Source organism: Streptomyces sp. OR43 (genome assembly GCF_008042275.1).
Taxonomy (GTDB): Bacteria; Actinomycetota; Actinomycetes; order Streptomycetales; family Streptomycetaceae; genus Streptomyces.
This window is the reverse complement of sequence record NZ_RDBK01000043.1, coordinates 353,118-376,959: the sequence shown is the minus strand read 5'-3', so window position 1 is coordinate 376,959 and position 23,842 is coordinate 353,118. Positions and strand designations below refer to the sequence as shown.

15 protein-coding genes are annotated in these 23,842 nt (G+C 72.2%); 7 read left to right on the top strand and 8 right to left on the bottom strand.

All coding sequences use genetic code 11. The annotated features are described in order from the left end of the window. Positions 1-100: 100 nt before the first annotated feature. Positions 101-3,100: a beta-N-acetylglucosaminidase domain-containing protein gene (locus EAO72_RS20065; protein ID WP_148018714.1), complete on the bottom strand. Its 3,000-nt coding sequence runs from the start codon at positions 3,098-3,100 to the stop codon at positions 101-103. 310 nt (positions 3,101-3,410) lie between these two features. Between EAO72_RS20065 and EAO72_RS20060 the strand changes: the two genes are divergently transcribed. From EAO72_RS20060 to alc, 5 genes are all read left to right on the top strand, one after another. After that, positions 3,411-3,683, top strand: a complete 273-nt coding sequence (locus EAO72_RS20060) for a hypothetical protein (protein WP_148018713.1) — start codon at positions 3,411-3,413, stop codon at positions 3,681-3,683. Beyond that, positions 3,684-5,981: a 4-alpha-glucanotransferase gene (gene malQ / locus EAO72_RS20055; protein WP_148018712.1), complete on the top strand. Its 2,298-nt coding sequence runs from the start codon at positions 3,684-3,686 to the stop codon at positions 5,979-5,981. A gap of 20 nt (positions 5,982-6,001) precedes the next feature. Continuing rightward, positions 6,002-6,232 (top strand): hypothetical protein, encoded by a 231-nt coding sequence (locus EAO72_RS20050; RefSeq protein ID WP_148018711.1) that lies wholly within the window; start codon positions 6,002-6,004, stop codon positions 6,230-6,232. A 128-nt stretch (positions 6,233-6,360) separates the two neighbouring features. Next, entirely contained in the window at positions 6,361-7,293 is a 933-nt protein-coding gene (locus EAO72_RS20045) for a LysR family transcriptional regulator (protein WP_148018710.1), read from the top strand. A 58-nt stretch (positions 7,294-7,351) separates the two neighbouring features. Next, positions 7,352-8,491, top strand: a complete 1,140-nt coding sequence (gene alc, locus EAO72_RS20040; protein WP_148018709.1) for an allantoicase — start codon at positions 7,352-7,354, stop codon at positions 8,489-8,491. 145 nt (positions 8,492-8,636) lie between these two features. Here the strand turns inward: alc and EAO72_RS20035 are convergent, their stop codons facing one another. Together EAO72_RS20035 and pepN (EAO72_RS20030) are read right to left on the bottom strand one after the other, a co-directional pair. Beyond that, a complete protein-coding gene (locus tag EAO72_RS20035) occupies positions 8,637-10,334 on the bottom strand; it encodes an FG-GAP repeat domain-containing protein (protein ID WP_187285143.1) in 1,698 nt (565 codons plus the stop codon). A 172-nt stretch (positions 10,335-10,506) separates the two neighbouring features. Continuing rightward, positions 10,507-13,086 (bottom strand): aminopeptidase N, encoded by a 2,580-nt coding sequence (pepN, locus tag EAO72_RS20030; RefSeq protein ID WP_148018707.1) that lies wholly within the window; start codon positions 13,084-13,086, stop codon positions 10,507-10,509. A gap of 113 nt (positions 13,087-13,199) precedes the next feature. Between pepN (EAO72_RS20030) and EAO72_RS20025 the strand changes: the two genes are divergently transcribed. Beyond that, positions 13,200-13,718, top strand: a complete 519-nt coding sequence (locus EAO72_RS20025) for a DUF1203 domain-containing protein (protein WP_148018706.1) — start codon at positions 13,200-13,202, stop codon at positions 13,716-13,718. A gap of 78 nt (positions 13,719-13,796) precedes the next feature. Here EAO72_RS20025 and EAO72_RS20020 read toward each other — a convergent pair whose 3' ends face one another. The 4 genes from EAO72_RS20020 to pepN (EAO72_RS20005) all read right to left on the bottom strand — a co-directional run bounded on the left by EAO72_RS20020 (position 13,797) and on the right by pepN (EAO72_RS20005) (position 22,421). Continuing rightward, a complete protein-coding gene (locus EAO72_RS20020) occupies positions 13,797-14,825 on the bottom strand; it encodes an aspartate-semialdehyde dehydrogenase (protein WP_148018705.1) in 1,029 nt (342 codons plus the stop codon). 178 nt (positions 14,826-15,003) lie between these two features. Then, on the bottom strand, positions 15,004-18,315 hold the full coding sequence (locus tag EAO72_RS20015; protein WP_187285142.1) for a S8 family serine peptidase: 3,312 nt from the start codon (positions 18,313-18,315) through the stop codon (positions 15,004-15,006). Positions 18,316-18,491: 176 nt separating this feature from the next. Further along, positions 18,492-19,559 carry a hypothetical protein gene (locus EAO72_RS20010; protein WP_148018703.1) on the bottom strand — a complete coding sequence of 356 codons (1,068 nt, stop codon included), beginning with the start codon at positions 19,557-19,559 and terminating at the stop codon, positions 18,492-18,494. Positions 19,560-19,823: 264 nt separating this feature from the next. After that, entirely contained in the window at positions 19,824-22,421 is a 2,598-nt protein-coding gene (gene pepN / locus EAO72_RS20005) for an aminopeptidase N (RefSeq protein ID WP_148018702.1), read from the bottom strand. A gap of 134 nt (positions 22,422-22,555) precedes the next feature. Here pepN (EAO72_RS20005) and EAO72_RS20000 point away from each other — a divergent pair, with 134 nt between their 5' ends. After that, on the top strand, positions 22,556-23,206 hold the full coding sequence (locus EAO72_RS20000) for a mycothiol-dependent nitroreductase Rv2466c family protein (protein WP_148018701.1): 651 nt from the start codon (positions 22,556-22,558) through the stop codon (positions 23,204-23,206). A 97-nt stretch (positions 23,207-23,303) separates the two neighbouring features. On the opposite strand, the gene EAO72_RS19995 is transcribed toward EAO72_RS20000, so the two are convergent. Continuing rightward, positions 23,304-23,837 carry a DUF4240 domain-containing protein gene (locus tag EAO72_RS19995; protein ID WP_148018700.1) on the bottom strand — a complete coding sequence of 178 codons (534 nt, stop codon included), beginning with the start codon at positions 23,835-23,837 and terminating at the stop codon, positions 23,304-23,306. Positions 23,838-23,842 lie beyond the last annotated feature (5 nt).

Genomic DNA, 23,842 nt, shown 5'->3' with positions numbered 1-23,842 from the left:
TACTCGGTATATGTACTGAGTGAATACTTCGGCGTGGGTGAGAACACGAGGCGGTGGGGGAAGGGCGGACCGGGGGTGGTGCGACGGCCCGCCGGGCGGGCTACTCCGCTACGGCGTACGCCTGGACCGACCAGAGGGAGTAGCCGTACTCGGTCGCCCGTCCGTCGCCCTGGACCCGGATGAAACGGGTGTCCTTCGCGTCCATCCGGACGGACTCGTGCCCGCCCCCGCCGTCGCGGACGGTGGCCGCCGTGCGCCAGGTGCGCCCGTCGGCGGAGACCTGTACGCGGTAGCGGGAGGCGTACGCGTCCTGCCAGTCCAGCACCACTTGGCCGACGCGGGCCGGGGCCGGCAGTTCGGCCTGCCACCAGGCGCCGTCCTCGGGCGGGGAGGACCAGCGGGTCTCCAGGTCGCCGTCCGAGGCGGCGGACGCCGGGAAGTCCGCGGTCTCGTCCCCGGACGAGGAGGCGGTGGCCGTACGCAGCAGGTCGGGGCCCGCCGTGCGGGGAAAGGCCCGGACGGTCAGGGTGGTCTCCTCGGTGCCGAAGGAGAACGGCACCGCGTACTCACCCGCGGGCGTGTCCGCGGGGACGGTGATCTCCACGGGCACCTCGGTACGGGAGCCGCGCGGCACCGTCGTCCGCTTCGGCACCCGCACCTTGATGCCCTTGGGCGCCTTCGCGGTGAGCGCGCCGCGCACCTCGGCCGGGCGGCGCGCGGAGAGCCGGGCCTCGACCCGCAGTGGCTCGCCGCCGATCTCGGCGTCCGTCTCCCCGCGTGCGAGAGCGAGCCGGGCGGCGGGCTCGTCGCCGAACCACGGCACCAGGGAGCGCACGCGGGGGGCCGTTCCGGCGGACGGGGCCGCACCCGCGAGCGGCGGGATGATCAGGGGCGGGGCGCCGGTGAGCGCCGGGGTGGCGGCCGGCCAGCTGATCCGGACCGCGTCCGCCCGCACGCCCTGGCCCGGCGACTGGGTCCAGCCCCGCGCCGACAGCGCGCCCAGGCTCCGCCAGCCCTCGCCCGGCACATGGGCCTGAACCGTCGCGCCCGACACCGTCGAGTCGTCGCCGGGCACCGTCATCGCGGTGACGGCCTCCAGCGGGCGCACCCGGTCGAAGCTCAGGGTGTAGCTGCCCGGACCCTCGGCCACCGTGCCGTTGTCGCGGTCCGTGCCCGTCCAGGCGGCGGACTCCTTGCGCACCCGGTCGAGGAACGGACCGAGCACCCCCTTGCCGACCGTCGCGCCGCCCGTCTTCACGGCCTTGAGCGCCGGCTCCAGGGCCAGCGACGCCTGCCAGGCGGCCGCCCCGTCGTCGCGCGCCTGCGCCTGGAGCAGATCGACGGCCAGCTCGCCCGCCCGGCCGTAGCGCGCCAACTGCTCGCTCCACGGACGCACTTCGTCGTCCAGGTGCCCGTCGGCCAGCCCGGTCAGCCGCTGCGGGGTCTCGCGCATCACCGTGAACGCGGCCCGCAGCCGGCGCGCCGCCTCGTCGCGGGCCGGGGCGCCGTCGGCCGTACGGGACTTCCAGAACGCGGCGAACAGCGGCCGCAGATACGCCGATTCGTCACCGCCCAGCACGGACCCCGCGCTGTTGCCCGCCAGGGCGCGCAGCGCGTCCCGGCTGCGGGCGTCGCCGTCCGCGAGATCGTCCAGGGCCGCCTGCCAGGACTCCTGCGCCTGGTACCCCTTCGGGTTCCAGGCGAAGTCGGCGGCGGTGAACAGCGGGATCCGGGACGCGGACGGCTGCTCCATCGCATTGGCCAGCAGCGCCGCCGAACCGATGGCGACCGCCGGATCCCGGCCGGTGTACGGGCCCAGGAAGATCCGGTCCTGGGCGTAGTCGTTGACCGGGTAGTTGTCCATGGTGACCAGCGGATGGCGGAACGTGGTGCGGGCACCGGCCAGTTCGCCGCCGGTGATGGTCCTCGGCACGACCCCGACGCCGGTCCAGGCGACCTGGACCCGCTCGTCGAGCTCCCCGGCGAGCGCGGTCCGGTAGTCCGTCGCCCCGTCCTGGTAGAACTCCGTCGGCATCATGGACAGCGGCTCCGAGCCCGGATGCCGCTCCGCGAGGTGCCGCGCCACGGCGCTCACGACCCGGGCCTGCGCCCTGGCCGCCGCCTCCGGGCCGCTGCCGAACGTGTCGGCGTCGGCCGAGCAGTGCCACTCGCTGTAGCTGACGTCCTGGAACTGCACCTGGAAGACCCGCACGCCCAGGGCCCACATCGCGTCGATCTTCTTCGTCAGCGCCTTCACGTCGCGGTCCGACGACAGACACATGGACTGGCCCGGAGCCACGGCCCAGCCGAGCGTCACATGCTCGGCGGCGGCCCGCGCGGCCAGCGCGCGGAACTCGGCGCGCCGCTCGGCGGGATACGGATCGCGCCATCGCGCCTGCCGGAACGGGTCGTCGCCGGCCGCGTAGAGGTAGCGGTTCTGCTTGGTGCGCCCCATGAAGCCGAGCTGGGCGAGCCGTTCCTCCTGGGACCACGGCCGGCCGTAGAAGCCCTCGGTCATCCCGCGTACGGCGCCGGCCGGCCAGTCCCGGACGGTGACGCCGGCGATCCGGCCGCCCCCGGCCAGCTGACGCAGCGTCTGCACCGCGTGGAACAGGCCGTCGTCGCCGACGCCGTCCACGGCGACGGTGTCCCGGCCCGCGACCCGGCCGACCGCGACGCGGTAGCCGCCGGACGGCAGATCGGCACGGTCGGGCGCGCGCAGGGTACGCAGCGCGTCCACGGCACCGTCGCCGCCGAACCGGATGACGGGCCCGCCGCCGGGCAGCGCCTCGTGGACGGACCGCACGCCCGCGTCGCGCAGCACCTGGCGGAGCGCCTCGACGGCGTACGGATCGGCGCCGTCGCCGGCGACGAGCGTCACCTCGCCGGAGAGCGGGACCGAGGACCCGGACACCTTGATGCTCTGCGGCCGCGGCCACACGGCGGGCGGCGCGGCGGCGTCGGTGCGGTCCGGTGTGGTGAGGGGATGGGTGCCGGGCGGGGAGGGGGCGGCGACGGCGGCCGGGGCCCCCGCGGAGAGCAGCCCGCCGAGCACGGCCACGGCGACGGCCGTCGCGTGCTTCCTGCGCCTGAGCTGCATACCCGTCTCCCTACGCGCCCACTGGTGGGCTCCGAGCCCACCACCCGCGCGCGAGAGTGTCAATGCGCATGGTCACCATGGGGTGAATGCCCGATATGACGGCCTCGGTGGAGGGTTCTCACCGGTCGGCGGCACACGCGAAAGACCACGCCGAATGGCCGAAACAAGCGGACGTTTTACGGAGAACACGCCCCGGGGGAACGGAATGTGACCCGGAGCACGTTGAACTCGTTGTCATAACGCCTACGTCTGCGGCCGCGTCCGCTGGGTAGGTCTGCTGTGTCCTGCTCTCCACGGCCAGGAGGCCACCATGCCCGCCGCCGCGCAGCTTCTGCTCTCCGCCCTGTCCAAACAGGTACCGGGTCCCGCCCCGTACATCAGCGCGCCCCCGGCCACTCCGAGCACGCCCGGCCCGCTCACGAGCGAGGCGCCGCTGGCCGACGCCATACCCCTGACCAGCGAGCCTCCGCTCGCCGACGCCACACCTCTGACCAGCGAACCCCCGCTCGCCGTCCTCGCCCCGCTGACCAGCGAGCCGGCTTCTTCCGGCAGCGCTCGGGGCATGGAGTCCCCAGGAGTCTGAATGGGCCTGTCCCGGCTCGCCGCACTGCACGGCGTCGCCACCTCCTTCTCCCCGTCCGCCGATGTCACGGTGCCCGTCCCCGAGAGCACGGTCGTCGCGGTGCTCGCCGCGCTCGGCGTCGACGCCACCACACCCGAAGCGGTACGGGAGGCGCTCGCCGCCGCCGAGTCCGCGGCCGGCTCCCGGCTGCTCCCGGCCACGCTGGTGGTCTGGGCCGGAGAGCCGCTGCCCCCGGCCCTGACCGCACTGCCGCCCGGCACGGAACTGACCATCCGCCCGGAGGAGCCCGCCGAGGCCCCGCCGGCCCCGATGCGCGTCCCCGCCGGGGGTACGGTTCCGGCCGAATCCCGCCCGGCCGAATCGCGGGCCGCGGTGGCGGGCCCCGCGGCGCCCGGGCAAGGAGCCCCGTCGCGGCCCCCCGCCGCGCCCGGCTGGTGGACCGAGCCGCCGCTGGGGGTGCACCGGCTGACCGTCCGGGCCCCGGGCGCGCCGGACCGGGAAACCGGCGCGGACGGGCCGGACCGGGAAACCCGCGCGGGTGCTTCGGGCCGGCGGAGCGGCTCGGGCGGGCCGGTGACGGAGAGCTGCACGCTCGTGGTCGCCCCGGCCCGGGTGCCGCAGCCGCCCGGGCGCAGCCACGGCTTCCTCGTCCAGCTCTACTCCCTGCTCTCCGCCCGCTCCTGGGGCATGGGCGACCTCGGCGACCTCGCCGATCTCGCCTCCTGGTCCGGGCGCTGCCTCGGCGCCGGCTTCGTCCAGGTCAACCCGCTGCACGCCGCGGTCCTCGGCAACCCCACCGACCCCTCGCCCTACCGCCCGTCGTCGCGGCGGTTCCCCGACCCCGTGCACCTGCGCATCGAGTCCGTCCCCGAGTACGGGCACGCGCCCGACCCCGCCGCCCTCGACGACCTGCGCCGCCGGGCCGCCGAACTCAGCGAGGCCGTGCTCGACAAGGGCGCCCTGATCGACCGGGACGCCGTCTGGGAGCTCAAGCGGCAGGCCCTCGACATCCTCGTCGCCGTCCCTCTCACACCGGGCCGCCGCGCCGCCTACTGCGACTTCCTCGCCGAGCAGGGGCAGGCCCTGGAGGACCACGCCCTGTGGTGCGCCCTCGCCGAGGTGCACGGCTCCGACTGGCACACCTGGCCGGACGCCCTGCGTGACCCCCGCTCCCCGCAGACCGCCCGCGCCCGCGGTGAACTGCTGGACCGGGTCGACTTCCACTGCCGGCTCGCCTGGCTGACCGACGCTCAGCTCGCCGCCGCCCAGCGCGCCGCGAAGGACGCGGGCATGGCCGTCGGGATCGTCCACGACCTCGCCGTGGGGGTGCACCCGGGCGGCGCCGACACCTGGGCCCAGCAGGACGCCTTCGCGCACGGCATGTCCGTCGGCGCGCCCCCGGACGCCTTCAACGCCCGCGGCCAGGACTGGGGACTGCCGCCCTGGAGACCCGACGCCCTCGCCGCGTCCGGCTACGCCCCGTACCGGGGACTCCTGCGCGGCCTCCTCGCGCACGCCGGGGCTCTGCGCATCGACCACGTCATGGGCCTCTTCCGGCTCTGGTGGGTGCCCGAAGGACGTCCGCCCACCGAGGGCACCTACGTCAGTCACGACGCGGAGGCGATGCTCGCCGTCCTCGTCCTGGAGGCCCACCGCGCCGGCACGGTCGTCATAGGGGAGGACCTCGGCACCGTGGAACCCGGCGTCCGTGAGGCGCTCGCCCGCCGAGGCGTCCTCGGCACCTCCGTTCTCTGGTTCGAGCGCGACTGGTCGGGCACCGGCCGCCCCCTCGCCCCGGAGGAATGGCGCGAGGACTGCCTGGCCACCGCCACCACCCACGACCTGCCGTCCACCGCCGCCCGGCTGACCGGCGACCATGTGACGCTGCGCCACCGCCTCGGCCTGCTCACCCGCCCGCTGGACGAGGAACGCACCGAGGACGGCACCGACACCGCGGAATGGCTCGGCCTCCTCTCCCGCCTCGGCCTGCTCCCCGAGGGCGGCGACGACGAGGAGGCCGCCGTCCGCGCCGTCCACCGCTTCCTGCTGCGCACCCCCGCCCGCATGGCCGGCGTCTGGCTCCCCGACACCATCGGTGACCGCCGCCCGCAGAACCTGCCGGGCACCTGGGACCAGTACCCCAACTGGCGGCTGCCCATCGCCGATGCAGAGGGCCGCCCGGTCACGCTGGAGGAACTCGCCGCCTCGCCGCGGCTGCACCGGCTGATGGAAGTACTCCGACCCCGTCAGGAGCCTCCGAGGACCCGTACGGCACCCCCGGGCGCGCGGCCCTCGTAGGCGTTCGCTACGTTTGCACCGTGGACAAGAAGAACGCTATGCGCGCCGGCGCGGTCGCTGCCGGAACGACGCTGATGATGCTGCTGATGTCGTCCCCCGCGCTCGCGCTGACCCGCGACGACGGCGACGACCCGGGACCGGGCCTGAGCGTGATCGACACGATCGGTCTGTTCGTCGTGGCCCCTCTGGCCCTGTTCGCGGTCATCGCGGGCCTGGTCATGGTCCTCGACAAGTCCAAGAAGCAGGCCTAGTCCCCCCACCGGACACCCAGGACATCCCGGGTGCGCCGCCGGTACCCACGTACCGAGCGGCGCATTCGCATGTCCGGACCCGGTCCCGGTCCCGGAGCGGTGCACGGTCCGCCCGGTAGGTTGCGGCCATGATCGAGTGGGACGTCAAGAAGCTCCGCATCCTGCGCACCTTGCGCGACCGGGGCACCGTCACCGCGGCCGCCGAGGCACTGCTGATGACCCCGTCGGCCGTCTCCCAGCAGCTCTCCAACCTCTCCCGGCAGCTCGGCGTGCCCCTGCTGGAGGCACAGGGCCGGCGCGTGCGCCTGACCGACGCCGCCCACCTGGTGCTCCGCCACGCGGAGGCGGTCTTCGCCCAACTGGAGCGCGCCGACGCCGAACTGACCGGCTATCTGCACGGCGAGGCGGGCGAGGTGCGGATCGCCGCCTTCGCCACCGCCGTCCCCGCCCTCGTCGTACCGGCCGTGCAGGCGCTGCGGGACGAGGACCGGCCGGGGCCGGACGTCCGGGTCCGGGAGGCCGAGGCGGCGCAGGCCTACGAACTCCTCGTCGCCGGCGAGGTGGACCTGGCGCTCTCGCTGGCCGCCCACGCTCCGACCGCGCGCGACCCCCGCTTCGCCGTGCTGCCGCTGCTCGCGGACCCGCTGGACGTGGCGCTGCCGGCCGGCCACCGGCTCGCGGGCGCGCCCGGGCTGCGGCTGGCGGACCTGTCCGCCGAGCCATGGATCTTCGGCGGCTCGGGACCCTGGTCCGAGATCACCACGGCCGCGTGCGAGGCCGCGGGCTTCGTGCCGGAGCAGGCGCACAGCGCCTCCGGCTGGACCGCGATCCTCGCCATGGTCGAGGCGGGCATGGGCATCGCGCTGATTCCCCGCATGGCGTCGGCGGAGCGGCAGAACCGGGACGGTGTGGTGATGCGGGTCCTCGAAGCGGACCGTCCCCGGCGCCATGTGGTGGCCGCGGTCCGGCAGGGGGCCGAGCAGGGCCCGGCGGTGGCCCGGGTGCTCGCGGCGCTGCGCGAGGCGGCACAGCCGTTCAGCCCATCATTCAGCCGTCCTTAACGATTCATGCGAAAACTTTCGATGGACCTAATGGCTTCGCTCGTACGACAGTGACCCCATGACCTTCGGACAGAATGAGAACCAGCACGAGGACCCCCACGCCAACGACGCGGCCCCGTACGGCGGTGGTGACCCGTACGCCGACTACCGCACCACCGACCTCCCCTTCACCGAGCTCGTGGACCTCGCCGACCGCCGTCTCGGCGCGGGCGTGATCGCCGCCAACGACGAGTTCTTCGCCCAGCGCGAGAACCTCCTGGTCCGCGAGCGCGCCGTCTTCGACCCGGAGCACTTCGGCCACAAGGGCAAGATCATGGACGGCTGGGAGACCCGCCGCCGGCGCGGCGCGGACGCCGCCCACCCGTTTCCCGCCCCGGACGAGCACGACTGGGCCCTCATCCGCCTCGGTGCCCCCGGCATCATCCGCGGCATCGTCGTCGACACGGCCCACTTCCGCGGCAACTACCCGCAGCGCGTCTCCGTCCAGGCCACCTCCGTCGCGGGCTCGCCCGGCCCCGCCGAACTCCTCGCCGACGACGTCAAGTGGGACGAGATCGTCCCGCCGACCCCCGTACGCGGCCACGCCGCCAACGGCTTCGAGATCACCGGCGGCCGCCGCTACACCCACCTGCGCCTGTGCCAGCACCCCGACGGCGGCATCGCCCGCCTGCGGGTGCACGGCGAGGTGCTCCCCGACCCGTCCTGGCTCGCGACGCTCGGCACCTTCGACCTGATCTCGGTCCTGAACGGCGGCAGTTACGAGGACGCCTCGGACCGCTTCTACTCCTCGCCGACCCAGATCATCCTGCCCGGTACCTCCCGCAAGATGGACGACGGCTGGGAGAACCGCCGCCGCCGTGTCCGCGACACCAACGACTGGGTGCGCTTCCGGCTGCCCGCCCAGGGCGCGGTCCGCGCGGTCGAGATCGACACGGCCTACCTCAAGGGCAACGCGGCCGGCTGGATCGCCCTCCAGGGCCGTAACGGCGAGACGGGCGAGTGGTTCGAGATCATCCCGCGCACCAGGCTCCAGCCCGACACCCTGCACCGCTTCCCGCTCCGCGCCCGGGCCGTCGTCACCCACGTACGCCTCGACGCCTTCCCCGACGGCGGAGTGGCCAGGATGCGCCTGCACGGCTCGCTGACGGAGTCCGGCGCGGCCGGACTGGCCCGCCGCTACGAGGAGTCGGGCGCGTAACAGGCCCCACGACCACCGCCCGGCGAACGGCTGAGCCCCGCGCCCCGTTCGCCGGGCGGTTCACACCGGGCGCACCCGTCACGCGAGAGGGCCCGGACCGGCTGCGTACACCGGTCCGGGCCCTCGGCCGCGTCCTGCGGGACGGTCAGAGCAGGGTGTTGTACCCGCTGATCGTCGACGTCTCGCCCGCGCCGGTGACCTTGACGCGTGCCGCGTACGGGGTGGTCGCGCTGCCGGTCGCCCGGTACAGCCACAGCACACCGGACTTGTCCTGGACGACCAGGTCGGCCCGGCCGTCGTCGGTCAGGTCACCGGGCGAGGTCATCGAGCGGTATGCGCTCCAGCCGCCGCCGACCCTCGTCCGCGCCGTGAACGGCGACGCCGCCTTGCCCGTGCCCCGGTACAGCCAGAGCACACCGGAGGCGTCGCGGGCCAGCACGTCGGCCCGGCCGTCACCGGTCACGTCGCCCGCGCCGGTGAGCTCGTTGTACACGCCCCAGCCGCCGCCGACCTTCGTCCGCGCGGCGAACGGGGCCGTGCCGGTGCCGGTGCCCCGGTAGAGCCACAGCACGCCCGACGTGTCGCGGGCCAGCAGATCGGCCGTGCCGTCGGCCGTCACGTCCGTGACACCCGACAGCTTGTTGTAGGCGTTCCAGCCGCCACCGACCTTGGTCCGCCCGGTGAGCGTGTTCCAGTCGCCGCTCGTGCGGTAGTGCCACAGCACACCGGAGGTGTCGCGGCCGACCACCCCGCCCCCGCCCGCCTGCACGGTGACCGGGGCGAGCTTCGTCAGCTGGTTGTAGATGTTCCAGCCGCGGCCGATGACCTCCTCGAAGTCCCGGAAGGGCTCCGAGGCGCTGCCGGTCCCGTAATGGGAGCGGAGCAGCCCGTCCTTGCCGCGGGCCAGGAGCAGGTGGTGCGGCCTGACCGGGTACGGGCTGTCGATCGCGAAGCTGCTCGACGCCTCCGGGTTGTGGGTGCCCCAGTTGTAGACCTCGTACACCGCGGAGGCGGTGACCTTCCACGCCGCCGTCTTCGCTCCGGCGCTCAGCGTGTAGTCGATCGTGACGTCGCCCGGGGTGACGTCACAGCGGACCTCGCCGTAGGCCACCGATCCCAGCGTGTGGTCGCAGGTCGCGTTGTCGCCGCGCGAGACCGAGTCGATCCTGATGTCGGCCTCGGACTCCTCCCATCCGCGCTGGCCCTCGGCGGGGGCGAACGTGATCGAGAGGTGCCCCGTGTCCACGGCGTGCACGGTGATCGACTGGGTGACCGAGCCTCCCGCCGTCAGCGTCGGCGTGTTCAGCGCGAGCGTGTTCTGCGCGACGTGCTCGGCCGACTTGACCGTGAGGGTGCGCGCGGCGTGCAGACCGTCCTCGGAGAACGTCGCCGCGGTCTGGGCCTCCTTGACCGCCTTGTCGACGCTCGTTCCGCTCGGTGCGTACGCCAGCCCGACGTAGGCCGTGGTGCCGTCCGCCGCCGTCGCCGTGGCCGAGACCTCCGGGGAGGTCACCTGGCCGTGGGCGTCGCAGAGATAGACACCGGCCACCGCGGCCGCCTTGCAGTCCGAGCCGAGCTCGACGGTGAGCCCCGCCGGTACACCCCCGGCGGCCCAGGCCGGGTCGTTCAGCTGCTTCTTGCTCAGGGCGTAGACCAGGGTCCCGTCGGCCTCGTTGTACCAGCCGTCCGGACCCAGCTCGGCACGGCCCTCGCCGGGCATGAGCGTCCAGTCGCGCCCCATCTCAAAGGCGAAATTGTCGACCGCAGCGGCGGGCACGGCCCCCGCGAGAGCCCCGGTGGCAAGAAGCGCCACCGAGCCCGAAACGGCCAGGATTCTTCGCATACGGTATCCCCCCGGATAAAGGCGGCAGCCCAGCTGCCGCGAAACGCCAGGTACCCCCATGGCGTGCCCGGAACCTACACCACGGGCTCACACGGCCTTCACCGGGGTTCGCGCGCCCCACGCACAGCGGGGGCGGGTGTCCGCGACACCCGCCCCCGCCCTCGGATCACACCTACGCGGTCGCCGCCGCCGCGTCCGCGGCCCGGGCCTTCAGCGCCCGTTCCACGCCCGCTCGCGACTCCGACATCAGCCGTCGCAGCGCGGCGCCCGGCTCGGCCGAGGCCAGCCACGCGTCCGTGGCGTCCAGGGTCTCCTGCGAGACGTGGAGCGCCGGGTAGAGACCGATCGCGACCTGCTGGGCCATCTCGTGGCTCCGCGAGTCCCAGACGTCCTTCACCGCGGCGAAGAACTTCTCGGTGTACGGGGCCAGCAGCTCGCGCTGGTCGGTCTGGACGAACCCGCCGATGACCGCCTCCTGGAGGGAGTTCGGCAGCTTGTCGGACTCGACGACCGAGGCCCACGCCTCCGCCTTCGCCTCCTGGGAGGGCCGCGCCGCACGGGCGGCCGCCGCGTGGCGTTCGCCCGCCGCGGTCCGGTCGCGCGCGTACTCGGCGTCGATCTCCTCGTCGTCGAGCAGCCCCGTGGCGGCCAGCCGCTCCACGAACGCCCAGCGCAGCTCGGTGTCGACGGCCAGGCCCTCGATCGCCTCGGTGCCGTCGAGCAGCGACTGCAGCAGATCGAGCTGCTGCGGGTTGCGGGCCGTGTCCGCGAACGCGCGGGCCCACGCCAGCTGGTGGTCGCTGCCCGGCTCCGCGGCGCGCAGGTGCGCGAGCGTCGCCTCGGTCCACTGCGTCAGACCGGCCTCGCGCCACTCCGGCGCCGCGTACAGGTCCAGCGCCATCTTCACCTGACGGTGCAGCGACTGGACGACGCCGATGTCCGACTCCTTGCCCACACCGGACAGGACGAGCGAGAGGTAGTCGCGCGTGGCCAGTTCGCCGTCGCGCGTCATGTCCCAGGCCGACGCCCAGCACAGGGCGCGCGGCAGCGACTCGGTGAAGTCGCCCAGGTGCTCCGTGACGACCCGCAGCGACTCCTCGTCGAGGCGGACCTTCGCGTACGAGAGGTCGTCGTCGTTGAGGAGGACGACGGCCGGGCGCGCGGTGCCGGCCGGGAACGGCACGGTGGTCCGCTCGCCGTCGACGTCCAGCTCGATCCGGTCCGTCCGGACCAGCTTGCCGGACGCGGCGTCCAGGTCGTAGCAGCCGATCGCGATCCGGTGCGGCCGCAGCGTCGGCTCGCCCTTCGCGCCGGCGGGCAGCGCGGGCGCCTCCTGGAGCACGGTGAACGAGGTGACGTGCCCGTCCTCGTCCGTCTCGATCTCCGGGCGCAGGATGTTGATGCCGGCCGTCTCCAGCCACGCCTTCGACCAGGTCTTCAGGTCGCGCCCGGAGGTCTCCTCCAGCGCGCCCAGCAGGTCGGACAGCCGCGTGTTGCCGAACGCGTGCGCCTTGAAGTACGCCTGGACGCCCTGGAAGAACGCGTCCATGCCGACGTACGCCACCAGCTGCTTCAGGACCGAGGCACCCTTGGCGTACGTGATGCCGTCGAAGTTGACCAGGACGTCGTCCAGGTCACGGATGTCCGCCATGATCGGGTGCGTCGAGGGCAGCTGGTCCTGGCGGTACGCCCACGTCTTCATGGAGTTGGCGAACGTCGTCCAGGAGTGCGGCCACTGCGAACCGTCGGCGTACGCCAGGCAGGCGATCGAGGTGTAGGTGGCGAACGACTCGTTCAGCCACAGGTCGTTCCACCATTCCATGGTCACGAGGTCGCCGAACCACATGTGCGCCAGCTCGTGCAGGATCGTCTCGGCCCGCGTCTCGTACGCCGCGTCCGTCACCTTGGAACGGAAGACGTACTGGTCACGGATGGTGACCGCGCCCGCGTTCTCCATCGCGCCCGCGTTGAACTCCGGGACGAAGAGCTGGTCGTACTTGGCGAAGGGGTACGCGTAGTCGAACTTCTCCTGGAACCAGTCGAAGCCCAGCCGCGTCACGTCGAAGATCGCGTCCGCGTCGAGGTACTCGGCGAGCGACGGGCGGCAGTAGATGCCGAGCGGGACGGTCTGGCCGTCCTTCTCGTAGCTGCTGTGCACCGAGTGGTACGGGCCCGCGATCAGGGCCGTGATGTACGTGGAGATGCGCGGCGTCGGCTCGAACGACCAGACGTCGTCCCTCGGCTCCGGCGTCGGCGAGTTGGAGATCACGGTCCAGCCGGACGGGGCCTTCACAGTGAACCGGAAGGTCGCCTTCAGGTCCGGCTGCTCGAAGCTCGCGAAGACCCGGCGCGCGTCCGGGACCTCGAACTGGGTGTACAGGTAGGCCTGCTCGTCGACCGGGTCGACGAAGCGGTGCAGGCCCTCGCCCGTGTTGGTGTACGAGCAGTCGGCGACGACCTTCAGCTCGTTGGCACCCGCCTCCAGATGCGCCAGCGCGATCCGGGAGTCACGGAACACGGCCGCGACGTCCAGCGCCCTGCCGTTCAGCTCGACCTCGTGGACCGCCGGGGCGACCAGGTCGATGAAGGTCTCCGCACCGGCTTCGGCGGAGTCGAAGCGCACGGTGGTGACGGACCGGTAGGTCCCACCCTCCTGCGCTCCGGAGAGGTCGAGATCGATCTCGTACGCGTCCACGGTCAGCAGGCGCGCCCGCTCCTGTGCCTCTTCGCGGGTCAGATTCGTGCCAGGCACGCGGTCATCTCCTTGATATGTGATGTTTCCGGTCATCCTTCCACGTGACCCGTGCCCAGGGCGATGTCCATTTTCCGCCGGACCGCGCCGGTGGGGCGGGCCATTCTCGTCGTATGACCAGTTACGAGGCACGCGCGATCGACCCGGCCGCGCTGAAGGAACTCCGGGACACGGACGACGCGGGGCGCCCCTGCGTCCCGTACACCGCCACGGAGGCGGGCAGCCCGCTGCGCTGCTGCCTGCGGGGCAACGAGGTGGGGGAGAGGATCGCCCTCGTGTCGTACGCGCCGCTGCGGCGCTGGGCGGCGGCCACCTGGGCCCGCCCCGGGGCGTACGACGAGCAGGGCCCGGTCTTCATCCACGCCGAAGAGTGTGAGGGGCCTGCGGCGGACCGGCCCGGCTATCCGTTCTCCCGGGCGGGCGCGCTGCGGACGGTCCGGCGCTACAACGCGGACGGTCACATCGTGGGCGGCCGGCTGATGGAGATCCCGGCGGACGAGGCGCGGGGCTACGACGAGGCCATCACGGAGGCGTTCGCCGACCCGGAGGTGGCACTGGTGCACGTGCGGGCGGTGGAGTACGGCTGCTGGCACTTCGAGGTACGGCGCCCGGGAACCAGCCTCGCCGGGTGAGGTCCAAGCCCTCCGGCGATTGAGGAGCGGGGGTCCGGGGGCAGAGCCCCCGGACCCCCGCCACGTGGCCGGACGCCGTCAGCCCGCGAGCTCCGCCGCGACCAGCTCCGCGATCTGCACCGCGTTCAGCGCGGCGCCCTTGCGCAGGTTGTCGTTGGAGACGAACAGCGCGAGCCCGTGCTCCACGGTCTCGTCGACCCGGATCCGCCCGACGAAGGACGCGTCCTGGCCGGCCGCCTGGAGCGGGGTCGGGATCTCCGAGAGCTCGACCCCGGGCGCGTCCTTCAGCAGCTCGTACGCACGCTCCACGCTGATCGGGCGGTCGAAACGGGCGTTGACCTGGAGCGAGTGGCCGGAGAAGACCGGGACGCGGACGCAGGTGCCGGACACCTTCAGCTCCGGGATCTCCAGGATCTTGCGGGACTCGTTGCGGAGCTTCTGCTCCTCGTCCGTCTCGAAGGAGCCGTCGTCGACGATCGAGCCGGCCAGCGGCAGCACGTTGAAGGCGATGGGGCGCTTGTAGACGGCGGGCTCGGGGAAGTCGACGGCGCCGCCGTCATGGGTCAGCTTGTCGGCGTCGGCCACGACCTTGGACGCCTGGCCGTGCAGCTCGGCGACACCGGCCACCCCGGAACCGGACACCGCCTGGTACGTGGCGACGGTCAGCGTCCGGAGACCGGCCTCCTCGTGCAGCGGGCGCAGCACGGGCATGGCGGCCATCGTGGTGCAGTTCGGGTTGGCGATGATGCCCTTGGGGCGGTTCGCGATCGCGTGGGCGTTGACCTCCGAGACGACCAGCGGGACCTCGGGGTCCTTGCGCCAGGCGGAGGAGTTGTCGATCACGACGGCGCCCTGCGAGGCGACCTTCTCGGCGAGCGCCTTCGACGTCGCGCCACCGGCCGAGAACAGGACGATGTCCAGGCCGGTGTAGTCGGCCGTGGAGGCGTCCTCGACGGTGATGTCGGTGCCCTCGTAGGCGATCGTGGAGCCCGCGGAGCGAGCGGAGGCGAAGAGCCGCAGCTCGGCCACCGGGAACTTCCGCTCGGCCAGGATGCTGCGCATGACTGTGCCGACCTGACCGGTGGCGCCGACGATTCCGACCTTCACGGGAACTCCCTCAGACGTACGAACGGGCATGGTTGCCGCTTCATGATGCGTCTGTCCACGGCTTCCTTGTCCAATCCATTGTCCGACCTGCGGACACGTGGCGCGCAGCACAGTGGGGCGGGCGCCCGCCGGGCGCCCGCCCCACTGTCGTACGGATCACATGGTCACCGCGACGCGGTTACGGCGTGACCTTCTCGATCACGACGCTGCCGGTGCCCGCGGCGGTGCCGCGGGAGTTCACCATCTGGACCTCGCCGAAGAACTGCCGGCCCTCGGGAGCAGCCCCGGCGACCGCGACCTCGGCACTGACCTGCGCCGATGCGCCGTTGGCCAGGTCCACGGCCTTCGACTCGTCGACGTTGATCGCGCCGAGCGACGGCGAGTAGTACACGTCGCGGTAGTCGTACTCGGTCGTGCCGGCCGGGACGTCGTAGCCCTGGATGACGACCGTGTACGTGCCCGCGGCGGGCTTCACCAGACTGACGGACTCCTCGGAACCGGCCGTGGTGGAGGAGCCCACCTCGGCCGTGCCCTTGTAGACGTACAGGTCCAGGTCGGCGTTGGCGTCCGAGGTACCGCCGATGGCGACGTCCAGCTTCTCGACGCCCGCACCGATGGTCACCTCCTTGACGTACTCGTCGCCCGTGGACATCGACGGTCGCTCGACGTCGGCCGAGCCCAGCGAGCCGCCCTTGAGCTTGCCCGCCAGGTCACCGGCATTGTTGGTGACCGTCCAGTCCACCGCTGCGGGGGTGCCGATCTTCGCCTCGGCGATGGTCTGCACCGCCGGGTCGAAGGTCGCGCCGAGCAGCGAGACGTCCAGCTTGTACGGGTTGTCCAGCAGCGGCGACGTACGCCGGGCCTCGACCTCGATCTCCCAGACACCGGCCTGCGGGTCGGCGTACGAGCGTACGTCCGGGCGGCAGGTGTTGGCCGGGTTCTCGTAGTTCGGGTAGCAGAACGGCGTCCCGCTGTCCTCCACCGCGACCCCGTACGGGTGGATGGAGATGAAGCGGGTCTGGCTGCCCGAGCGCAGGGCGCTCATGGCGACCTCAAGGGTCTTGGAGCCCTCCGGCACGGTCACGAAGTACGACGTGGTGCCGTTGCGCTGCACCGAGCCGGACGCCGTGTACGCGTAGCCCGGCTTCACGAGCTCCTTGGAGACGACGACCGTGGCGAGGATCTGCTGGTCCACACCGGAGGTCTTCGCGTCGTCGACCTGGAGGATCGCGCTGTGCACGCCCGCGCTGCCCGGCTTCGCCTGGACCTTGACCGTCACCGGCTTGCCGAGCGGCAGCGAGACGGTGCTCGGGCCGGTCAGCGTGAAGGTGCCGTCGTTGTACTTCCAGGACAGCTTGTGCCTGACGTCCTTGTCCGGGCCCGTGGTGCGGGTGACCGTGACGTCGTACGACTTCTTCTGGCCGGCCTTGAGGCCGCCCTCGCGGTCGTAGAGGCCGGTGCCGAAGCCGGGGGTCTTCAGCGCGAAGTCGATCGCGGTGTCGACCGGGGCCTTGACCGTGTACTCGTGCGCCGGGGCGCCCTGCTTCTCGATCTGCTTCCAGGCGGCGACGATGTTGATCAGACCGGCACCCTGGGCGTGCGCGGGCACTCCCTTGATCTGGGTGGCGGTGCTGGTCAGCGCGGTGCGCAGATCGGCCGGGGGCAGCTCGATGTGCTTCTGCTTCGCGGCGGACAGCAGCAGCGCGGTCGCGCCGGCGGCCTGCGGGGAGGCCATCGACGTGCCCTGGAGCATGGAGTAGCCGGCCGGGAGGGAGTAGCCCGCCTCCTTGACCGGTCCGCCGGGCAGCCAGGTCTGCGTCGAGTTGATCGCCGCGCCGGGAGCCGTCAGCGTCGGTGTGAAGCCGCCGTCCTCACGCGGGCCGCGCGAGGAGAACGGGAGCATGTCGTACTTCTTGGTGACGCCGGAGCCGTAGTTCGCGGCCCAGGTCTCCTTGGAGATGGACGCGCCGACCGAGATGACGTGGTCGGCGAGGCCGGGGTCACCGATGGTGTTGACGCCCGGACCGTCGTTGCCGGCCGAGATGACCAGCTGGACGCCGTAGATGTCGATGAGGCGCTTGTACAGCTCCGAGCGGGCGTTGTTGCCGTCGTTGAGCGGCGGCAGTCCGCCGATCGACATGTTGACGACGTCGACGCCGCGGTTCACGACGAGGTCGATCATGCCCTCGGTGAGCGCGATGTTGGTGCAGCCGCCGGACCAGGTGCAGGCACGCGAGGAGACGATCTTCGCGCCGGGTGCGGCACCGTTCATCTTGCCGCCGAACAGGCCGTTCGCGGCGGTGATGCCCGCCACGTGCGTGCCGTGCTCGGACTCGATGACACCGATGCTCACGAAGTCGGACGTGTCGCCCGCCGCGTTGTACACGACGTTCTTGCGGGTCTCGACGACGAACGGGACGCGCTCGACGACATCGGTCCGCGGGTCGTCCGTACCGAAGTAGGAGACCTGGTGCTTCTCCTTGTACGGCTTCAGGACGGCGTCGTCGGAGAAGTCCGCGTTGTTGTTCAGGTCCACTCGGGTGGTGCCGGTGACCGGGTCGTACAGGACGCCCCACGTGTCGGTGGTGTCACCGTCACGGTTGAGGTCGCCCGCCATGTCGCCACCCCTGGTGGCGGCCTCCTTGAACACCTTGATCCGGTACGAACCCGCCGGGGCCGAGTAGGTACGGCCGCCGTAGGTGAACGTCGGGCCGGACACGGCGTCCGTCATCTGGAGCCAGGTGCCGTCGCCGTCGCTGACCGGGTCGGTGGCCGTCACCCAGTCGGTGATCTTGCGCTCACCGGTGCTGGTCTTCTGCAGCGCCGGGTGGCCGAGGTCGACACCCGAGTCGAGGATGCCGATGGTGATGCCGCGGCCGTCGGCCTTCGGGTGCTGCTTGACGAAGTCGACCGCACCCGTCTCGAACGACGGGTTGTACGGGTTCTTGGCCGGGGTGTTCTTCCCGGGCGCCGGGTAGGTCCCCGTCGACTTCACCGAGGCCCGGCTGCCGGCCGCCCGGTCGCCCGACGGCGTCGGATCGTCCAGCACGATCTCCTGCTTGAGATCGATGCCGTGGACCGAGGACAGCTTCGAGGCCGCCTTGATGGTGGCCTCGGCGGCCGCGGTGGGCACGGTGGCCCGCACATAGCCGAGTTTGTCGTAGGCCTGCCCGAGCACGGAGCCCTTGACGGCGTCCAGTTGCTCGGTGACCTGCTCGGTCGCACCGGGAGCGGTGGCGACCATCATCGTGATGTTCTTCTCGCCCTTGGCCTTCGCCTGGGTGAGAACCTCGGCGTCGGCCGTGCCGAGCTTGTCCGCCGTGCTGCCGCCGGCGGCGGTCTTGACGGGTGCGGGGGCCGGGTCGTCGGCCGCGAAGACGGGGGCGGCGCCGGTGGCGGCCAGGGCGGCCACCAGTCCGGCGGCGGCCGCGACGCGGGCCACGCGTCTCGCCCCGGGTATGGAGCTGGGGGATTCGGAGGTCATCAGCATCCCTGTATGTGAAAGAGAGAGTCCGGAAATCGGTACCGGATGACCGCTCACCCTTTCGTAAATGACAGGGGTTTGTGGAGAGTTGTGAGGGGCGAGTTGTGGACATGGCGGACTTCCGCCAGTGGTGCCGAAGCGTCACATGGGACGAAACAGTGCATACGGGTGGAGTGGAGGCCTCACCGGGGCAGGATCATCACGTACGCCGCGGGTTCGCGGTCGGCCGCCGCCATCAAAGCCGTCCGCACCACGGTCGCCTGCTGCCCCCGCGCGTCCCGCAGCTTTCGCGGGGTGAGATGGACGACGGTGACGCCCAGCCGCTCCAGGTGCTCGCGCCGCGCGGCGTACGCGGACCACTCGGCCTCGTGCTCCCGCCGGCGGTGGTCGTCGTCGAGCCGGCTGTGGCGCGGGGCCCTGGTGTCCAGCTCCACGGCCACCGCCTCCTCGGGCCAGTAGGCGTCGACCGCGCCCAGATGCGGGCCGCCGGGCAGCCGCAGATCCACGTTCCACAAGGGCTCCGGGAGTCCGTGGGTCCGCACCATGTCGTACAGCCGCTCCTCCGCCAGCGCCCGGCCCTCGGCCAGCAGCGAGTCCACGGCGTTCACCACCTGTGGGCGGTCGAGCACCTTCGCGCGGTTCAACTCGCCTACCACGACCGCGGGTTCGCAGTGGCCGCCGCGGACCGCCTCGGTGAGCAGCCGGCGCACCGCATGGGGGTCCCCGAGCCCGGCGACGGCGTCCGCGAGGGCGCGGGCCACCGGCGCCACCGGGAGGCCCTCCACGTGTTCCGGCCGCGGCAGATCGGAACTGCGCACCAGGCGGACGTACCGGGCCGAGCGCAGTCGCCGGACGCGCGGCACCAGCACGTCGATGCGGTCCGTGGCGAGGGTGGGCGGCGCTGCGGCGAAGCCGTACAACGAGAGTGCGGCAAGGCCGGTGATCATCGCCTCGCCGTAACCGGGATCCGCGCCTGTGGCCTGTGCCGGTACGGTCCGGCGCCCGGCGGCCGGGGGCCGTCCCGCGTACAGCAGCGCCGACCGCAGCCGCTCCCGGCCGCTGAGCGGCCCCGGGTGCAGGACGAAGACACCGGGCAGCGGCTGCTGCCACGGCCCGCCGGTCCGGCACTGCTCGGCGGCCTGTGTGGGGGAGACCCCGTGGGCCTTCAACTGGGCGGCGGACAGTACACGTTGGCGGGCGACGGCGGTGACGCGATGGTGGCTGGGGGAGAGCGGGGTGTCCGAGTTCATGCTCCGGTGTATCCCGCTCGGGGCCGGTGCCTTAACGCCTGTTACAGGTCCGTCGACATTCCAGGACAACGCCGTCCTGAAGTACGGACGTTCGACAGCCGAAAAGGGCGGACCCGCCGGGGATTATGCGCCGGTCACCGGGGGCGTGCCGCGTCGGCCGGGCGCCTGGGGCGCACGCCCCGAGCCTGCCCGTCCGGCGTTTGAGGACGGAACCCTCGCCGAGGTGACCGGCACCCCGGCGAGGACGTCACGCGGGAACCGTTCCTAGACCGCGGCCGAGTCGCACGCCTGGGCCCGCAGCGCCCGGCCCAGGTCGTCCCGGGCCTCCAGCACCAGCCGCCGCAGCGCCGGCGCCGCATCCGTGTGCTCCGCCAGCCACGCGTCGGTCGCCGCCAGGGTGGCGGGGTCGTCCTGGAGGTCCGGGAACAGGCCCTTGACCACGGCCATCCCGATCTGGATGGACCGCTCGGCCCACACCCGCTCGATCACCTCGAAGTACCGGGCCGCGTACGGCGCCAGCAACTCCCGCTGCGAGGACTGCGAGAAGCCCAGGATGGTGGCTTCCACCAGCGCGTTGGACAGGGCGTCCGACTCCACGACGCCGGCCCACGCCTGAGCCTTCACCGCGGCCGACGGCCGCGAGGCCAGGCAGCGCACGTGGTGCCGCTTGCCGGACGCCGTGTCGTCGCGGGCCAGCTCGGCGTCGACGGCCGCCTCGTCGGCCACGCCGTGCGAGACCAGCGGGGACAGGAACGCCCAGCGGAGCTCCTGGTCGACGTCCAGCCCGTCGATCCGGGCCGTGCCGTCGAGCAGCCCGGACAGCAGCTGGAAGTCCGTGTCCGAGGAGGCGACCGCCGCGAAGAAGCGGGCCCAGGCCAGCTGGGGCTCGCTGCCCGGCGCCGCGAGCCGCAGCTCGCGCAGCGCGCCCTCGGCCAGCGCCCGGCCGCCCTCCTCGCGCCACGAAGGAGCGGCGTAGTACGTCAGCGCCGTCCGGGTCCAGGTGTGCAGCATCTGGAGCACGCCGATGTCGGTCTCCCGGCCGGAGAAGGCCAGGACGAGCGAGACGAAGTCGCGGGCCGGCATCAGCCCGTCCCGGGTCAGGCTCCACAGCGCGGACCAGCACAGGGCGCGCGCGAGCGGGTCCGTGATGTCGCCCAGGTGTTCCCTGAGCGTGGCCAGCGAGACCTCGTCGAAGCGGACCTTGCAGTACGTCAGGTCGTCGTCGTTGACGAGGATCAGCTCGGGCCGCTCGGCCCCGGCCAGCTCCGTGATCACGGTGCGCGGACCCGCCACGTCCGCCTCGACCCGCGCGTAACGCACCAGTTCACCGGCGGGCGTACGCCGGTACAGGCCGACCGCGACCCGGTGCGGCCGCAGTTCCGGGTGGGACTCGGCCGCCTCCTGGAGGACGGCCAGCTCGGTGATCCGGCCCGCGGCGTCGTAGGTCGCCACCGGGGTCAGCGAGTTGACGCCGGCGGTCTGCAGCCAGGAGCGCGACCAGGTGGTCATGTCCCGGCCGGACGTCTCGGCCAGCACCGACAGCAGGTCGCCCAGCTGCGTGTTGCCGTAGGCGTGCTTCTTGAAGTAGCGCCGCGCGCCCTCCAGGAACGCGTCCCGCCCCACGTACGCCACCAGCTGCTTGAGCACCGAGGCGCCCTTGGCGTACGTGATGCCGTCGAAGTTCAGCTTGGCGTCCTCCAGGTCACGGATGTCGGCCGTGATCGGGTGGGTGGACGGCAGCTGGTCGGCGCGGTAGGCCCAGGACTTGCGGTTGTTGGCGAAGGTGATCCAGCCGTCCTCGAACCGGGTGGACTCCACCATCGCGAAGACGCCCATGAAGTCGGCGAACGACTCCTTCAGCCACAGGTCGTCCCACCACTGCATGGTGACGAGGTCGCCGAACCACATGTGCGCCATCTCGTGCAGGATGACGTTGGCCCGGCTCTCGTACGACGCCCGCGTCACCTTCCCGCGGAAGATGTACTCCTCGCGGAACGTGACACAGCCCGGGTTCTCCATCGCGCCCAGGTTGTACTCGGGTACGAAGGCCTGGTCGTACTTGCCGAACGGGTACGGGTAGTCGAAGTTGTCGTGGAAGAAGTCCAGGCCCTGCTTGGTGATCAGGAAGACGTCGTCCGCGTCGAAGTGCCGGGCGAGTCCCTTGCGGCACAGCGCGCCGAGCGGGATGTCCAGCGTGGTGCCGTCGTCGAAGGTCCGGCTGTAGGAGTCGGTCACGTAGTGGTACGGACCGGCGACGACCGCCGTGATGTACGTCGAGATCGGCTTGGTCTCGGCGAACCGCCACACCCCGCCGTCGCGGGACTCCTCGGCCCCGTTGCTCCAGACCGTCCACGCCTCGGGGGCCGTCACCTGGAAGCGGTAGGGGGCCTTGAGGTCGGGCTGCTCGAAGTTGGCGAAGACGCGCCGCGCGTCCGCCGGCTCGTACTGGGTGTAGAGGTAGACCTCGCCGTCCTCCGGGTCGACGAAGCGGTGCATGCCCTCGCCGGTCCTGCTGTACGCGCACTGCGCGTCGACCACCAGGACGTGCTCGCCCTCCGACAGGTCCGCCAGGGTCACGCGGACCCCGTCGAAGACGGTGGCCGGGTCGAGTGCCGTGCCGTCCAGGGTCACCGCGTTCACGGACGGGGCGATCAGATCGGCGAACGTCGTCGCACCGGCGCGCGCCGAGCGGAACCGGATCGTCGTCACCGAACGGAAGGTCCGCGGACCGGAGGTCTGCTCGCCCTCCCCGTCGGGGCCACCGACCGCGGAGCGGACGTCGAGCTCGACGTCGTAACCGTCGACGGTCAGCAGCTCGGCCCGCTCACGGGCCTCGTCGCGGGACAGGTTCTCACCGGGCACGAGCACACTCCTTTGTGTCACGTTCGAATACTTTGATCCTCCCATGCCGTCTTCCGGCCCGGCATTCGGGAATGGCGGAAGCCTCCGGCGGTGTTCTCGGCCACAGGATGCGATCGGTCCTCATGAGGAGAGAGATGTCTGACAACAGCACGGTGACCGGCAAGACCCCCGCCGATTTCTGGTTCGACCCGCTCTGCCCCTGGGCCTGGATGACCTCCCGCTGGATGCTGGAGGTCGAGAAGGTCCGTGACGTCGAGGTCCGCTGGCACGTGATGAGCCTGGCCGTGCTCAACGAGAACCGGCTGGACGAGCTGCCCGACGAGTACCGCGACATGCTGGAGAACAAGGCATGGGGCCCGGTCCGTGTGGTGATCGCCGCCCAGCAGAAGCACGGCGACGACATCGTCGGCCCGCTGTACACCGCGCTCGGCACACGCTTCCACAACCAGGGCGAAGGCCCCACCCGTGAGGCGATCGAGGCCGCGCTGAAGGACGTCGGTCTGCCGGCCGAGCTCGCGGAGTACGCCGACTCCGACGCGTACGACACCGAACTGCGTGCCTCCCACCAGGAGGGCATCGACAAGGTCGGCCAGGACGTCGGCACCCCGGTCATCGCGGTGCCCGGCGCGGACGGCGAGCAGATCGCCTTCTTCGGCCCGGTCGTCACCCCCGCCCCGAAGGGCGAGGACGCGGCGAAGCTCTGGGACGGCACGCTGCTGGTCGCCTCGATCCCCGGCTTCTACGAGATCAAGCGGACCCGCACGCAGGGCCCGGTCTTCGACTGACGGTGTGCGCTGCGGGGCCGGTCACCGCCCGGCCCCGCAGCCCGCGTCCCTCGACAGCCGGCCGCCCCTCAGCGCCCGGCCCCGCAGCACGCGCCCCTCACCCGTACAGCGCGTCCAGCTCCGGCAGCCGCAGCGCCACCCGCTCCGCGTCGTCGAAGTCGAAGTCCCACTCCGGGTCCAGTGCGGGATAGTCGATGGTGAACGTGCCCTCGGGCAGTTCCTCGCCCGTCGCCTCCCGGTACGCGTCCCACGCCACCCCGAGCACCGCCTCGCACTCCAGATCCACGCCCTCGGTCGCCGCCGCCCTCACGACCGGCAGTCCGGCCAGCGCGTCGGGGTCGGCCACCACGCGCTCGAACACCTCGCGGCCCTGCGCTATCAGCCAGCCCCGGAAGTAGTCGAAACCGTCGTCCGAGCAGCCGCCGTTGACCGTGTACGCCGCGGCCCAGAGCGGGGCCCGGTAGGAAGCCGCCATCAGGTCCCACAGCAGTTGCTGCGCGGCGAGGATGTCGTCGGCCGGCCGCTCGGCGAGCAGCGCCGTCACCCGCTCGGCCACGGCCTCGGCGTCGGCGGGGTCGACGACCAGGGTGCGCGCGTCATCGATCAGCTTCCAGAAGTCCTTGGAGTCCATGGGAC

Bases quoted from the DNA above. Each gene is read 5' to 3' on its own strand.
- EAO72_RS20065 (WP_148018714.1), bottom strand. From the start codon at position 3,100: ATGCAGCTCAGGCGCAGGAAGCACGCGACGGCCGTCGCCGTGGCCGTG.
- EAO72_RS20035 (WP_187285143.1), bottom strand. From the start codon at position 10,334: ATGCGAAGAATCCTGGCCGTTTCGGGCTCGGTGGCGCTTCTTGCCACC.
- EAO72_RS20010 (WP_148018703.1), bottom strand. From the start codon at position 19,559: ATGAACTCGGACACCCCGCTCTCCCCCAGCCACCATCGCGTCACCGCC.
- EAO72_RS20045 (WP_148018710.1), top strand. From the start codon at position 6,361: ATGATCGAGTGGGACGTCAAGAAGCTCCGCATCCTGCGCACCTTGCGC.
- EAO72_RS20060 (WP_148018713.1), top strand. From the start codon at position 3,411: ATGCCCGCCGCCGCGCAGCTTCTGCTCTCCGCCCTGTCCAAACAGGTA.
- EAO72_RS20000 (WP_148018701.1), top strand. From the start codon at position 22,556: ATGTCTGACAACAGCACGGTGACCGGCAAGACCCCCGCCGATTTCTGG.
- malQ (WP_148018712.1), top strand. From the start codon at position 3,684: ATGGGCCTGTCCCGGCTCGCCGCACTGCACGGCGTCGCCACCTCCTTC.
- EAO72_RS20015 (WP_187285142.1), bottom strand. From the start codon at position 18,315: ATGCTGATGACCTCCGAATCCCCCAGCTCCATACCCGGGGCGAGACGC.
- alc (WP_148018709.1), top strand. From the start codon at position 7,352: ATGACCTTCGGACAGAATGAGAACCAGCACGAGGACCCCCACGCCAAC.
- EAO72_RS19995 (WP_148018700.1), bottom strand. From the start codon at position 23,837: ATGGACTCCAAGGACTTCTGGAAGCTGATCGATGACGCGCGCACCCTG.
- EAO72_RS20025 (WP_148018706.1), top strand. From the start codon at position 13,200: ATGACCAGTTACGAGGCACGCGCGATCGACCCGGCCGCGCTGAAGGAA.